Genomic DNA, 13,261 nt, shown 5'->3' with positions numbered 1-13,261 from the left:
AGTTAGTAGCGATTAACCGCTAAAAAAGTTAACCCATCATTAATCTCAGTATTAATGCGATTCGATAATCAATGCTATACAGGAAATATCTATGACAAATATGATTCCAGAGCTAGGGCACATATTGCTGATCATGAGTACTGTGTTGGCATTATTGTCGGCTAGCCATCATTTAATCGGTAGCTACCGAAATAATTTTTACCTAATCAGCTTTGGCAATAAATTATTTTACGCTCTCTTTTTTACCTTACTTACAGCATTATTTAGCTTAATTTTTAGCTTTATTACCGATAACTTTTCAGTCGCCTATGTTGCCAATCATTCTAATAGTCAGCTCGCCCTCGGTTATAAAATCGCGGCGGTGTGGGGCAGCCACGAAGGCTCAATGTTATTTTGGGTGTTCGCCATTGCTCTGTGGGGCGCGGTGATCAATTGGCGTCAAGCAACGAATAAGGTTAATCTCGATAGTGCCAGTTTACAGGCTGATAGGGCTTACTTTGGCAGAGTTCTCGCTATTTTGGCCTTAGTGATCCTCGGCTTTAATTTGTTTTTACTCTTTACCTCCAATCCCTTTGCCCGCTTACTCCCAAACATTCCAGTCGAAGGACGCGACCTTAACCCCATATTGCAGGACATTGGCTTAATACTGCATCCACCAATGCTGTTTTTAGGTTATGTCGGGCTAACGGTTTGCTTTGCCGCAGCACTGGCATCACTCATTGGGGGCAAATTACCTGCTCGCCACCTCGATTACCTTCGCCCTTGGGTGTTACTGGCGTGGATTTTCCTTACTGGTGGCAATGCCTTTGGTTCTTGGTGGGCCTATAACGAACTGGGCTGGGGCGGATGGTGGTTTTGGGACCCTGTAGAAAACGCGTCATTTATCCCTTGGCTTGTCGCTACAGCATTAGTCCATTCCATTGTTCTGACGAAACGCACTAATGGCTTTCAAATCACAACATTGCTGCTGTGCCTATTAGCTTTCTCACTCAGTTTGCTGGGCAGTTTTTTGGTACGTTCCGGCATAGTGCAATCGGTGCATGCCTTTGCCGCTGATCCTACCCGTGGTATGTCAATCCTCTGTTTATTAATACTTTTTATTAGCGCAGCTCTGCTCACCTTTGCACTTAAAGCCAATAACTTCAGACACTCAGTTCGGCATAGCATTTTCAGTAAAGAAACGCTGTTGCTACTCGGTATTGTAATATTAGTCGTAGCGGCATTTTCCGTTCTACTCGGTACCTTCTATCCCTTGCTCTATGAATTACTTGGTTTAGGTACACTTTCTGTCGGTGCCCCTTATTTTAATGCGATCTTTGTGCCTCTGACCTTCTTACTCGTACTCTTGATGGGTGTCGCCCCTTTAGCTGGTTGGCAAAAAGCATCCAAAGCTCAAGTTAAGCCTTTGATCATACCCGGTACACTGATCTTAACTGCAGCTCTGTGGATAAGCTTACAGGCAGCAACTGGCAACAATTTATTTCTATTACTTGGCACTGCAGCAGCGTTTTGGTTACTCGTTTGCTTATTATTAACATTGATAGCAGCATTAGGATTAAAAAATAAAAATCACCAAAATAAACAGCCTGTTAAAGAAAATATAAATACAGCTAAGCCTCTCCCTAAACGACGCCTCATGGCCATGCTGCTCGCGCATTTAGGCGTGGCTGTAACTATAATAGGTGCGACGGCCGTCTCTTTCTTTGAACAAGAAGCCCTGCTAAGAATGGGCCCAGGCCAAGGTAAGCCGTTAGCGGGTTATGTCTTAGTTTATGAAAGTACCGAGAATATCGAGACCAAGAGTTTTACTGCGATTCAAGCCAATATCAGTATCCGTGATGCAGCCCAAGATGAGCTGGTACTAGGCTATATCACCCCACAACGACAAACCTTCAAAAGCAATGCCATGGAAATGTCCCATGCTGGTATTGATCACGGCCTATGGCGGGATATTTATGTCTCGATGGGATTGCAACTTAATGATAACGAATACCTGATCCGCATCAGCTATAAACCCCTTGCCAGTTGGATCTGGCTTGGGGCACTGCTAATGATGTTAGGTGGAACTGTCGCCGCTTGGCCTACTCGCAGCCTGAGTTATTACCCGAAACCAGCAGCCTTACCTAACTCATCCCATTCATTGCAAAGGGAAATGCTTGCCTAATGAATCCATTATTTCGCTCACCTTACCTCAGTGCTTTTATCTGGTTGCTTTTTACCACGCTGTTTCTAGGCGGGACTGCATTCCTCGCTATGGCGCAAGAGCAACCTGTCTCTAACACTGCTCATCAACAACAAGCTATGGATATCAGTAAAGTGCTTCGCTGTCCTATGGCAACGAATCTAAGCCTGTTTGAATCACAAGCCCCTATCGCACATGAGCTTAAAGCTCAAATTTTTTCCATGTTAGAACAAGGAGATAGCCAAGATGAAATCATTCTTTTTATGGTACAGCGCTATGGTGAAAAAATTCGTTATCAACCCGAACTGAAAGGCTCTACGGTCGCACTTTGGTTTGGCCCGCTACTCTTGCTATTGGTCGGTGTAGGTATTTGCCTTGGACTCATTAAGCGCTGAGCACTGAGTTCCCTATCTCAAATTAAGGATTCACCATGAAACTATGCTCTATGCGACTCATTCTGCTATGCAGTTTTGTCCTGTTAAACAACGCAGTCCAAGCCCATTCATTACAGAATAAGCTTTACGACACTGGCGAAGCGATTCCTAAACCTAGGGTAATGAGAGGCTTCGTTGAAATGCAGCACGCACGCGGCGTACCGGATGTGCCTTTCATTGATGAAGCGGGAAAAACTCAAACCCTAAAACAACATCAAGGTAAACTGGTTCTCGTTAATCTTTGGGCAACTTGGTGCGCCCCCTGCCTGCGTGAAATCCCAGAGCTTCAACATCTTAAACAAGAATATCAAGGGAAAAATATCGCCATAGTCCCAATCTCCATCGATGAGGAACCTAAGGATGTGCGACCTTTCCTCACTCAACATAATTTTAGCGACTACCAAACTTGGTTCGATCCAACACAAAACATAGAACAGATCATTCCTGCAAACGTCGTTCCTGCGACGTATTTTTTTGATGCTAAAGGTAATCTTGTTGGTTTCGTACGCGGGTATCTCGATTGGGGCGATAAAGACGTCATCCCTTATCTTGATAAATTAATCGCTAAATACGGCCAGTAATCATTTTGTACTAAAAGCCAGTTTACATCTCCGTTCGGTAGCCCACCCTACATTTGCCGAAACCCGCTGCACCCGAATTTGCAGCGGGTATTTTTTACACTTAAGAGCAAATACCTGAGCTTTGTATTCTGCGGCGCATTTCTTTAAAATTGCCGCCAACTACTTATTGTTTATTGATCCCAAGGCTATCCAGATGAAACTCACCCGCTTAACTCAACCTATTTATGACCACTTATATCGTGATATCAGTGAGTTTCGCAGCACCTTCGACTTGCCCGTTAATGATGTTGATTCCTTAGATGACAAGGCAGACACTTTACATACTTCGCTGATTATTGAAGAGTTAACTGAACTTGCCGAAGCCGATAGCCGTATCGAGCAGGCCGATGCCATTGTCGATTCTGTGTATGTATTAATGGGACGTTTAGTGCATTTAGGCGCACAAGCCATGACCGACAGACTCGAAATCAGCTACCTGATTGACTTACTGCTGTGTGTGGCTAAAAACCGTGAAATTGACTTTATCGCCTGCTGGGACGAAGTACATTCGAGCAACATGAGCAAAGTGTGCCGCAACGAGCAAGAACTGGCTGAGACAGTTGCCTTTTATGCTAAGCAAGGTGTTGAAATTGTCGGCAGCAAAAAAGGCGACTTCATCATAGCCAAATGCGCCAAAGATGTAGAAATGGCGGGTAAAGTGGTGCGCCAAGGTAAGGTACTAAAATCGGTATACTACCGCCCAGCAGATCTGACAACACTGGTTAAAGCCTAGATTTGATAGCTTTGTTTATGAGCCTGTTATTTGCAGGCTCTTATTTAGCCAAGGCAATTATCTCGCCTAAGCGATTATCCTGCAGTAATGACTTTTCAGCGTGTGTTTTAACGAGGCAATCCGTATGAATCCTGCGAAAGTAGTGCGTGCCGAGGTGAAGCAATTAACTGATTTGCCGAATATTGGCAAAGCTTGTGCGGCGGATTTACGTTTGCTTGGTATAGATAAACCAGAGCAACTGCTGGGGCAAAATCCCTACGACCTGTATCAAACCCTGTGTAACAAAACGGGCCAGCGACACGACCCGTGCATGATCGATGTGTTTATCTCCATCACCCGTTTTATGGCGGGCGAAGATGCTAAACCTTGGTGGTTTTACACCGATGAGCGTAAAAATACCTTAGGGCAGACTAAACCTTAGCTTTTAGCTTCCCGCCTGTTTATCACTTTGTATTATTTCAGGCTCTTCCCTTAACCATTCCCGCCAAATTGCCACCAGCAAGGCCATCAATACTGGGCCGACAAACAAACCGACAAAACCCATGGTTTTCACACCGCCGATCAACCCGAAAAAAGTCGGTAAGAAAGGCAATTTAATCGGTCCGCCGACAAGATTAGGCCTTAAGGTTTTATCGACAATAAACAGCTCTATGCTGCCCCAAAGGAACAAGCCGACGCCCGCCGTCATATCGCCAGTGCCGACAAGATAGAGTGAAATCAAGGTAAACATGGTTGGCGCGCCGCCGGGAACCAAGGCCATAAAGGCGGTTAACACCCCAAAAGCCACGGCCGATGGCACACCCGCAATCCAATAGGCAATCCCCAGCACTATGCCCTCACCAATCGCGATAAGCGTCATGCCGATCACCGTCGAACTGACCGTCGCAGGCACCACACGGGAGAAGCTATGCCAGCGGGCGGGCAATACTCGCTCGCCGACAATATCCAGCTGCTTGGCCACTTGCTCGCCATCTTTATAGAGGAAAAACAACGTGATCAACATAAAAAGTAAGGTCAGTAGCAGGCCTAGCGTGTTCCAGCCTAATTGCAGCACCCAGCGAGAAATGCCACTCAGGTTCTGACCACTGATGGCACTGATGATTTTGCCTAGCTCGTGGGGTTCACCGATAAATTGCTGCCATTGCAGGGTTAACCACTCACCCATCCAAGGTAAATCTTTGATCCACAAGGGCACTGACGAACCATGTTGGTTAGTAAACACCAACCAATCAACCCAAGTTCTAATCTCTTGTAACGCATAGGAAAATACAAACACCAGCGGGATAATCAGCCCGAGCACAATACAACATAGGGCAATGGTTGCCGCCAACGCCGAGCGACCACCGCATTTTGCCAATAGTTTTTGATAAAGAGGCCAACTCGAAAAACATACAATCAAGGCAGCTAAGGCAGGCACTAAAAAGTCGATAAAAAAGAATACACCAGCGCATAAGAGCAAAATCAACAAACTACGACCAATCGCGGCATTACTGAAAATCGGCGTCATAGTGCTAACACTCCCCACAATACAATCCAACGATAAGATGGAAAACACTCGGCATTGTGCCAACCGTTAACGTTTGAGTTCAACCCGTTCTGCGAGTCAGTTTATTGCGCAGTGCTTCCCATGGGCAATCACTTTAATACCGAATATTGCGTTATGTATCGATTCAATCTTTTAAGAAAAAGGCCTTTGGTTATCTATCAAAGGCCTAACAGTTGAAATGAGCTTATTGCGCCGAGAGCTGCTTAACGAGTTGCTCTGGCTGACTAAAATCGGTAATGCGCTGAACGACTTTACCGTCCTTAACCCACAGTAACGTCGGGATATTGCGGATTTTAAAATGATTAAATAACACGCCTAACTCATCGATACTAAAATCGATTTTAGTTTGATAAAGCTGCTTAAAATCTTCGAGCGCTTTATCGTCTGTCCACAGGTGATTGACCACACCGTGCCACGCTTTATTCGGCACTTTTTGCGCGAGATTATTTAAGCCTTTTTGGACGGCAATACACTCTTTCGACATTTCTGGACGGCTCTCTGCCAAGTACCAATCACACCAGGTTGCAGTGAAAAAGAGTAGATGATCACCTTGTTCCCAAGGCTTCAGTAACTTAGCCGTTTGCTCGGCACTGGGCGCCTCTGTTGTCTGCGCGGTCAACTCTTGGCCATTCGCCAACATATCGATAAATTTATCTAAATTAGCGTCTGACTCGTGGCTAGTGTAAACCACATCACCCGCACGATTGATCAATACACTATAGGGCGTGCCGACCAAGCCTAAAGCCACACCCAACTCACCTTCATTATCCAACCACACTGGCATAGTGAGCCCGAAGCGCGCGATAACGTCAGCGATCTTAGGCTGCTCTTCATTAATATTGATGTTAACTGCGACGATATTAATCTTGTCCTGATACTTCTTTTGCAGGGCTTCAAAATGCTGCATTTGTTCCATACAAGGCTGACACCAAGTTGCCCAAAACTTTAGGTATATCGGCTTGTTACCCGCAACGCTGCCTAAGGTCACTTGCTGCTGATCGGGATAGGTTTTAAGTGCGATATCTTGATAGGCTTTGTCGCCCGCAAACGTAGTAAAACTCACGACGGCAAGGCACATAACAATGATTTGACGTACCAACATAGTGTTTTCCTTAAATTGATAGACCACTTGCATCCACGACTATGGGGCCAGTGATTTGCAGCCATTTACACAGAAAATACATAATCAAAGGGAGCGACAGTCTACCCAGCAACCAACCTTTAAACAGTGAGTATAAACTAACAAGCCGCTAATTTAGCCATGTAAAATGTAAGCCTTGGTGAGCATATCAATGAGTATTAATGGTCTATTAATACAACATCTTAAACTATCAAGCCTAACGCCAATTGCTTGGTGAGCTCTGCGGCGGGAATCGCCTGACAGCCGGTTGCATTTTGGCCGCACCAAAGTGGGCTAAAATCGCCGAACCCTTGTTGCTCGGCGGCGCTTCGCAATCCTGCGACGGCACTGGAGGCGAGCGGAAAATCCGGTACTGCGTTATTGATAGGTCCAAGTTCAGCCATAAAACGATTCACTATGCCGCGTGCGGGGCGACCAGAGAATAAGTTTGTCAGAGCCGTATGCTGCGCCGCCTCGCTTTGCAGTGCGGCGCGATGGATCTCACTGGTGGTGCATTCAGGGCAAAGTAAATAGGCCGTCCCAACTTGCACCGCCGAAGCGCCCATCGCCATGGCGGCGCGCACGGTTTTGGCATCGACTATGCCACCTGCTGCGATAACGGGCACATCAACGGCGGCAATGATTTGCGGCAATAAACTAAAAGTGCCGTGTTGCTCAGTCAAATCATCGGATAAGAAATGTCCTCTATGGCCGCCAGCTTCTAAGCCCTGCGCAATAATAGCATCTACGCCACGCGCTTCTAACCAGAGCGCCTCTTCTACTGTTGTCGCCGTCGAGATGATCTTAGATCCCCAAGATTTTATCTCCAGCAACAAGTCTTCATTGGGTAAACCAAAGTGAAAACTCACAACCTCAGGTTTGAATTTGGCTAACACTTCAGCCTGAGCGCTTGTGTAGGGCGCGCGTTGTGCTCCCGCAGCTTGGGTATCAGGATGGATACCCAGCTCAGCAAAATAAGGCGTGAGCTGCTTGAGCCATGCAGCTTGTTTCGCCGCTTGCGGTTCGGGCTCGTGATGACAAAAGAAGTTTACATTGATGGGCTTAGCCGTTTGGGCGCGGATCTGTGTCAACGCGGCATCTAAGGCTTCAAGGGATAACATGGCGCAGGGCAAAGATCCCAACGCACCGGCTTGCGACACGGCTATCGTTAAGGCACTGCCCTGAACACCCGCCATAGGCGCTTGAATAATTGGCAATTCGATTCCAAATAATCGGGTTAACTGGCACGGCATACATCACCTCCTTTGACTGGTTATCACTTGACGATCAATCCTGATATGGCCCTGCGGCTAAACGCTGGGAGATCCACCACAAATTGCCCACGGGATCCCGCACTCCACCTTGGCGATCGCCATAGGGTTTATCCGCCACTTCCATGATTAACTCGCCCGCAGCAGCGAGTGCCTGAGCTACCGATTTATCGGCATCTGCCACATACAAATAGTAGGATGCTGGCATTGGCGGAAACGCTTCACTCGCCTCGCTTAACATAAATAGGCAGTCGCCGATTTGCATCTGCGCATTGGCTATTTTGCCATCCAATCGATGGGAAATATGTAGCGCTTTAGCATCAAAGGCTTTTTGCATAAAGGCCACTAAACTATCGGCATTGTTGATAATCATATACGGGCTAACCCGTGAAAATCCTGGCGGAATAAACATAACGACTCCTTGTTACCTAAGCATGAAATTGATCATAAAAAACCACTATAAGCCAATGACTATAGACTAAGCACGAGGGCGAAAACTAGCCCGCTGCCATTAAGCCTTCAACGTGAAATGTAAACTTAAGCATTCAGTGAACGAGTCAAAGCGTAAAGCCTGCGGATGCGTTGTCCCCACGGCGTTTAAGTCATTTTATACCTTTGCGACCAAACCATAACAGTACTGCTTTACGCTTGTTATTAAACAATAAATTAGCTTTATATCACTATGATTAAGCAACTACGGATCCTTGTTCTATGCTTAGTTCACTGTTCACTTAACATGATGAGCCTATGCACTTGACTGCATTCTTCGCCCGTTCCCTCAGGATATGCCTCCTCTTAATCCTTAGCTGTTTCGTCTTTGCAGTGCAGGCAGCTTGGTATCCCGCCGATGTCATTGCCGACGGTCAAAAGACCCTTTACACGCCACTCACTAAGGCCAATCAAGCATGGCGGATCTGCGCCTTACTTCCCCACGGTAAAGATCAATATTGGTGGGGCGTTGCCTTTGGATTATCACAAGAAGCCGAGCGCCAAGGCGTAACGCTTGGCATTTATGATGCTGGTGGATATGACAAGATTGAGCAGCAAAGACAGCAACTCCATGATTGTTATGCACTCAAGGCTCAAGCTTATATTATTGCCGCCAATACCGCTGACGGACTGATTGCGGATATTGAACAACTCAGCGCTGCGGGCATTCCGGTTATCGATTTAGTCAATGGTATCGCGACCGACAAACTCACGAGTCGCTCCTTAGTCAGCTTTGAAGATATGTCCGTTGCGGCGACAGAATATATTGCGGCGCAGCAGCGAGAAGCTATCAATCAGGACTCACCTAAGCTTAAGGTGGCGTGGTTTCCTGGGCCTAAGGGTGCCTCTTGGGTAATTGCGGCGGAACAAGGGTTTAGACAAGCGGCAGCCAAACAAGCGTTCGAGATTATTGAAGGCGGTTACGGTACGACTGAGTTATTCGTTCAAGCGGATTTAGTGCGAAAAGTACTTGCAAAACAAAGCGTAGATTATGTAATTGCCAATGCGGTGGCGGCCACATTCGCGGCGCGCTTTTTAGATGGACGCCGGAATCAAACCGGCAAAGTCATCGCATTTTACTCTAATGCGCAAACTATAGAATTAGTGCAGAAAAAGCAGCTACTCGCGACAGTCAGTGACTCACCGGTATTGCAGGCTCGAATTGCCATCGATCTCGCGGTGCGCGCACTCGAAGGTGCGCCTTATCCCCACAGAGTGAGCCCTGTTATCAAGGTCATCTCCCAAGACAACATCCACCAAATCGATTTAGAACAAATATTAGCGCCGGAAAATCAATGGATGATCCATCAAGATCTGCCCAGCGTAAACGATGCTCGTTAAATCAAATAGTCCGCACCCAGCCCAACAAATAAGGCCAGTCCTGCCCAATTATTATTGAGGAAGGCTTTAAAACAAGGGGCTCGCTCGCGACCAAAGATCAGCATTTGTTGGTAAGTACTAAAACCGACAAAAGTCAGTATACCTAAACCATACAGCAAACCACGATCGGCGCTCCAACCGGCGGCGATAAAACAAGCCAAGGCGGCAAGTTGGAATAAGCCTATGATTTGGCGATCATATTTACCAAACAAAATCGCAGTGGATTTAATACCCACTTTGAGATCATCGTCCCTATCGACCATGGCATACATGGTGTCGTAGGCGACAGTCCAACACCAATTGGCGGCAAATAACCACCAAGCCTCCATCGGCACTTCACCCGTTTGTGCGGCATAAGCCATAGGGATAGACCAACTCCACACTATGCCTAAAAACATCTGCGGCATGTTGGTGATGCGTTTAGTGAAGGGATAAATAATCGTGAGGATAATGCCGACAACGGATAATTTAACGACTAATCCATTGAGTAATAAGACTAAACCAAAAGCGGACAAACCTAAAATGACGAACAGTATCAGCGCTTCTTTGGTGCTGATTTCGCCACTGGCCAGTGGGCGGGATCGAGTGCGTTCAACAAAAGAATCGAGATCGCGATCGGCATAGTCGTTAATAATGCAGCCACAGGCACGCATGATCACTACGCCAATAATGAAGATAACCAAGACCTTAAGATCCGGCATGCCACCCGCAGCTAACATTAGCGCCATCAAACATGGCCACAGCAATAATAGCGTACCGATTGGACGGTCGATTCGAGTAAGACGGGAATACACATCCCACTTTTGCTTTAAATTCATTAACTAGGTACTCCCAATACCCTCAAGTTTCCACTCGGTTTTCAGGCTTAGCATCATATACCCATGCTTCTCCCGATGCGAATTCATCCCCTAAAAGCGTGTCACAAAAAGCTGACATTTATCGCGATGATGTCAGTCATCACAGCGCTTCTAAACGAGCGTAAGCCACGACTAACCACTTGCTGCCAAAGTCGGTAAAGCTGACTTGCACGCGCCCTTGAGCACCGCTGCCCTCAAAGTTGGTCACTTTGCCTTCACCAAATTTAGGGTGATTGACTCGTTGGCCGACGTTAAAGCCTGTATCGTTTGTGGCAGCCGACTTTTGGGTGCTAAAACGATTATTCGCCATCGGGGTTGAAACCTGCGCCTTGAGGCGGATTTCATCCACATATTGCGGCGGGATCTCTTTGATAAAACGCGATGGCCGAGCGTAATCTTCGCGGCCATAAATGCGCCGTGATTCCGCATAGGTAATGTAGAGTTTTTCCATGGCGCGGGTCATGCCCACATAGCAGAGACGGCGTTCTTCATCGAGTCTATCGCCCTCTTCGAGCGCCATTTTACTCGGGAAGATCCCTTCTTCGACACCCGCCATGAACACCATAGTGAACTCTAGCCCTTTGGCAGAATGCAGCGTCATTAGCTGCACCGCATCGGTAAAGGCATCGGCTTGGCCTTCGCCCGCTTCGAGCGCCGCGTGGGACAGGAAACCGTTAAGTTCGCCCATGTCCTCCAGCTCTTCTGGCATTTCGAAGGTACGTGCCGCCGTGACTAATTCTTCTAAGTTTTCGATTCTAGCGTGGGCTTTTTCGCCCTTTTCGGCTTCATACATGGCCTTAAGACCCGAAGCTTGGATCACAGTATCGGCCATGCGATACAGCACCATATCTTGGGTGTCTTCACGCATCGTCATGATTAAGTCCATGAAACCACGCACAGAATTTGCTGCGCGGCCCGCGAGCACTTTCTCGTCGAGCAAACGCACACTCGCCTGCCACAGGGTTAACTCATGCTGGCGCGCGGTGGAGCGCAAAATATCTAAAGTGCGATCGCCAATGCCACGGGGCGGCGTATTCACCACACGCTCGAATGCCGCATCGTCGTCTTTGTTATTAATCAGCCGCAGGTAACCCATGGCATCTTTAATTTCTTGGCGTTCGAAGAAGCGTAAGCCACCGTAGATTCGATAGGCTAAGCCTTTGTGTAATAAGGCTTCTTCCAATACCCGCGACTGAGCGTTAGAACGATATAAAATCGCACAATCGCTGAGGTTGCCGCCCTTTTCGTGCCAATCATTAATCCGGCCGACTATAAAGCGCGCCTCGTCCATTTCATTAAAGGCGCAATAGAGCGAAATCGGATCGCCATCGGCTTCATCCGTCCACAACTCTTTGCCCATACGTTCTGGGTTATTGGCGATTAAGGCGTTGGACGCTTTAAGAATATTGCCCTTCGAGCGATAGTTTTGCTCGAGGCGAATCGTGGTCGCCGTCGGGAAATCTTTTAAGAATCTATGTAGGTTTTCAACCTGAGCACCGCGCCAACCGTAAATCGATTGGTCGTCATCACCGACTATCATCACATTGGCGGTTTGACCGGCAAGCACGCGGATCCACGCATATTGGATCGCGTTGGTATCTTGGAACTCGTCCACCAAAATATGCTTGAATCTGTCTTGATAATGAGCCAACAAGTGCGGCTTATTGAGCCATAACTCATGGGCACGTAATAGGATTTCGGCAAAATCGACTAAACCAGCGCGGTCGCAAGACTCTTGATAAACCTGATAGATTTTTAACAGATTTTGCTCAAGTGGAAAACCGCCCGCATCGATATGTTTAGGGCGTAATCCTTGGTCTTTTTTACCATTGATATAACCCTGAGCTTGGCGTGGAGGATATTGTTTCTCATCCAAATTCAAGCTTTTAAGAATACGTTTGATCAAGCGCACTTGATCGTCAGAATCGAGGATTTGGAAGCTTTGCGGTAAACCCGCATCTTGGAAGTGAGTGCGTAACAAGCGATGCGCCAAGCCGTGGAACGTGCCAATCCACATGCGGCCCATATTGGTGCCAGCGACTTTTTCAACTCGCTCGCGCATCTCAGCCGCAGCTTTATTGGTAAATGTCACCGCAAGAATCGAGTAAGGACTCTGCTGTTCAACCTGCATCAGCCACGCAATGCGGTGGGTCAACACCCGAGTTTTACCACTGCCCGCGCCCGCCAACACTAACATGCTAGATTGCGGTGCCGCGACAGCCTCGCGCTGCTTATCATTCAGGCCGTCTAGTAAAGAAGATACGTCCATTCTCGCCTCCAAAAAATCGAGGAGGCATTATAACAGAAGAAAACCCGCCTGCGCGCCTGATCCACAAGACGAGAGCCATAAGACGAGAACCACAGGACGAATGACAAGTTGCCGCATCTTGCTTTGCACTGGTGTTGTAATGACGACATTGATTAAGCACTGCCATTCCCGCAATGCTTGTGGGCGGGAATCCAGCGTTTCGGTAACAGATCTTTGTTTTTAGGGTAGGAATTGAACAAATACAAGGCTGTATTAATGACTCATAGAGAGGGTGTTCATCATGCTGTTTCAACGATTACGCACTGTCATTCCAGTGACACGCCATTAACTCATCCCTGAAGGCTCGACGACGGCATCCAT

General features: G+C 47.3%; 12 protein-coding genes. 6 read left to right on the top strand and 6 right to left on the bottom strand.

What is annotated here, in order from left to right; translation table 11 throughout:
• Positions 1 to 91 precede the first annotated feature (91 nt).
• The 5 genes from Q4Q52_RS02430 (at position 92) to Q4Q52_RS02410 (ending at position 4,390) form a co-directional block, all read left to right on the top strand.
• Positions 92 to 2,164: a heme lyase CcmF/NrfE family subunit gene (locus tag Q4Q52_RS02430; RefSeq protein ID WP_311989751.1), complete on the top strand. Its 2,073-nt coding sequence runs from the start codon at positions 92 to 94 to the stop codon at positions 2,162 to 2,164.
• Positions 2,164 to 2,577: a cytochrome c-type biogenesis protein gene (locus Q4Q52_RS02425; protein WP_063883679.1), complete on the top strand. Its 414-nt coding sequence runs from the start codon at positions 2,164 to 2,166 to the stop codon at positions 2,575 to 2,577. The genes Q4Q52_RS02430 and Q4Q52_RS02425 overlap by 1 nt, the downstream gene beginning before the upstream one ends.
• A 35-nt stretch (positions 2,578 to 2,612) precedes the next feature.
• The gene (locus Q4Q52_RS02420; protein ID WP_311905603.1) at positions 2,613 to 3,197 is read left to right on the top strand and encodes a TlpA disulfide reductase family protein; all 585 of its coding nucleotides are present in this window, start codon (positions 2,613 to 2,615) and stop codon (positions 3,195 to 3,197) included.
• Positions 3,198 to 3,390: 193 nt separating this feature from the next.
• Positions 3,391 to 3,969: a nucleoside triphosphate pyrophosphohydrolase family protein gene (locus Q4Q52_RS02415; RefSeq protein ID WP_311905602.1), complete on the top strand. Its 579-nt coding sequence runs from the start codon at positions 3,391 to 3,393 to the stop codon at positions 3,967 to 3,969.
• 124 nt (positions 3,970 to 4,093) lie between these two features.
• On the top strand, positions 4,094 to 4,390 hold the full coding sequence (locus Q4Q52_RS02410; protein WP_011845653.1) for a helix-hairpin-helix domain-containing protein: 297 nt from the start codon (positions 4,094 to 4,096) through the stop codon (positions 4,388 to 4,390).
• A gap of 3 nt (positions 4,391 to 4,393) precedes the next feature.
• On the opposite strand, the gene Q4Q52_RS02405 is transcribed toward Q4Q52_RS02410, so the two are convergent.
• The 4 genes from Q4Q52_RS02405 to Q4Q52_RS02390 form a co-directional block, all read right to left on the bottom strand.
• The gene (locus Q4Q52_RS02405; RefSeq protein WP_310801977.1) at positions 4,394 to 5,476 is read right to left on the bottom strand and encodes an AI-2E family transporter; all 1,083 of its coding nucleotides are present in this window, start codon (positions 5,474 to 5,476) and stop codon (positions 4,394 to 4,396) included.
• A gap of 223 nt (positions 5,477 to 5,699) precedes the next feature.
• Entirely contained in the window at positions 5,700 to 6,617 is a 918-nt protein-coding gene (locus Q4Q52_RS02400) for a redoxin family protein (RefSeq protein WP_311989750.1), read from the bottom strand.
• Between the two features lie 221 nt (positions 6,618 to 6,838).
• Positions 6,839 to 7,888 (bottom strand): nitronate monooxygenase, encoded by a 1,050-nt coding sequence (locus tag Q4Q52_RS02395; protein WP_311989749.1) that lies wholly within the window; start codon positions 7,886 to 7,888, stop codon positions 6,839 to 6,841.
• Positions 7,889 to 7,922: 34 nt separating this feature from the next.
• Positions 7,923 to 8,318 carry a VOC family protein gene (locus Q4Q52_RS02390; protein WP_012197687.1) on the bottom strand — a complete coding sequence of 132 codons (396 nt, stop codon included), beginning with the start codon at positions 8,316 to 8,318 and terminating at the stop codon, positions 7,923 to 7,925.
• Between the two features lie 335 nt (positions 8,319 to 8,653).
• Here Q4Q52_RS02390 and torT point away from each other — a divergent pair, with 335 nt between their 5' ends.
• Entirely contained in the window at positions 8,654 to 9,736 is a 1,083-nt protein-coding gene (torT, locus tag Q4Q52_RS02385) for a TMAO reductase system periplasmic protein TorT (protein ID WP_311989748.1), read from the top strand.
• Here torT and ubiA read toward each other — a convergent pair.
• Both ubiA and uvrD read right to left on the bottom strand, forming a co-directional pair.
• The gene (gene ubiA, locus Q4Q52_RS02380) at positions 9,733 to 10,593 is read right to left on the bottom strand and encodes a 4-hydroxybenzoate octaprenyltransferase (protein ID WP_006084316.1); all 861 of its coding nucleotides are present in this window, start codon (positions 10,591 to 10,593) and stop codon (positions 9,733 to 9,735) included. The genes torT and ubiA overlap by 4 nt on opposite strands.
• 139 nt (positions 10,594 to 10,732) lie before the next feature.
• Positions 10,733 to 12,901 carry a DNA helicase II gene (uvrD, locus tag Q4Q52_RS02375; RefSeq protein WP_006084318.1) on the bottom strand — a complete coding sequence of 723 codons (2,169 nt, stop codon included), beginning with the start codon at positions 12,899 to 12,901 and terminating at the stop codon, positions 10,733 to 10,735.
• Positions 12,902 to 13,261 lie beyond the last annotated feature (360 nt).

The sequence above is a fragment of the Shewanella sp. SP1S2-4 genome, from assembly GCF_031932075.1.
Lineage (GTDB): Bacteria > Pseudomonadota > Gammaproteobacteria > Enterobacterales > Shewanellaceae > Shewanella > Shewanella baltica.
The sequence above is the reverse complement of the archived record's forward strand: the minus strand, read 5'-3'. Positions and strand labels throughout refer to the sequence as shown.

Excerpts from the sequence above, each read along its gene's own strand:
- Q4Q52_RS02430 (WP_311989751.1), top strand. The coding sequence starts at position 92 with ATGACAAATATGATTCCAGAGCTAGGGCACATATTGCTGATCATGAGT.
- Q4Q52_RS02425 (WP_063883679.1), top strand. The coding sequence starts at position 2,164 with ATGAATCCATTATTTCGCTCACCTTACCTCAGTGCTTTTATCTGGTTG.
- Q4Q52_RS02420 (WP_311905603.1), top strand. The coding sequence starts at position 2,613 with ATGAAACTATGCTCTATGCGACTCATTCTGCTATGCAGTTTTGTCCTG.
- Q4Q52_RS02415 (WP_311905602.1), top strand. The coding sequence starts at position 3,391 with ATGAAACTCACCCGCTTAACTCAACCTATTTATGACCACTTATATCGT.
- Q4Q52_RS02410 (WP_011845653.1), top strand. The coding sequence starts at position 4,094 with ATGAATCCTGCGAAAGTAGTGCGTGCCGAGGTGAAGCAATTAACTGAT.
- Q4Q52_RS02405 (WP_310801977.1), bottom strand. The coding sequence starts at position 5,476 with ATGACGCCGATTTTCAGTAATGCCGCGATTGGTCGTAGTTTGTTGATT.
- Q4Q52_RS02400 (WP_311989750.1), bottom strand. The coding sequence starts at position 6,617 with ATGTTGGTACGTCAAATCATTGTTATGTGCCTTGCCGTCGTGAGTTTT.
- Q4Q52_RS02395 (WP_311989749.1), bottom strand. The coding sequence starts at position 7,888 with ATGCCGTGCCAGTTAACCCGATTATTTGGAATCGAATTGCCAATTATT.
- Q4Q52_RS02390 (WP_012197687.1), bottom strand. The coding sequence starts at position 8,318 with ATGTTTATTCCGCCAGGATTTTCACGGGTTAGCCCGTATATGATTATC.
- torT (WP_311989748.1), top strand. The coding sequence starts at position 8,654 with ATGCACTTGACTGCATTCTTCGCCCGTTCCCTCAGGATATGCCTCCTC.
- ubiA (WP_006084316.1), bottom strand. The coding sequence starts at position 10,593 with ATGAATTTAAAGCAAAAGTGGGATGTGTATTCCCGTCTTACTCGAATC.
- uvrD (WP_006084318.1), bottom strand. The coding sequence starts at position 12,901 with ATGGACGTATCTTCTTTACTAGACGGCCTGAATGATAAGCAGCGCGAG.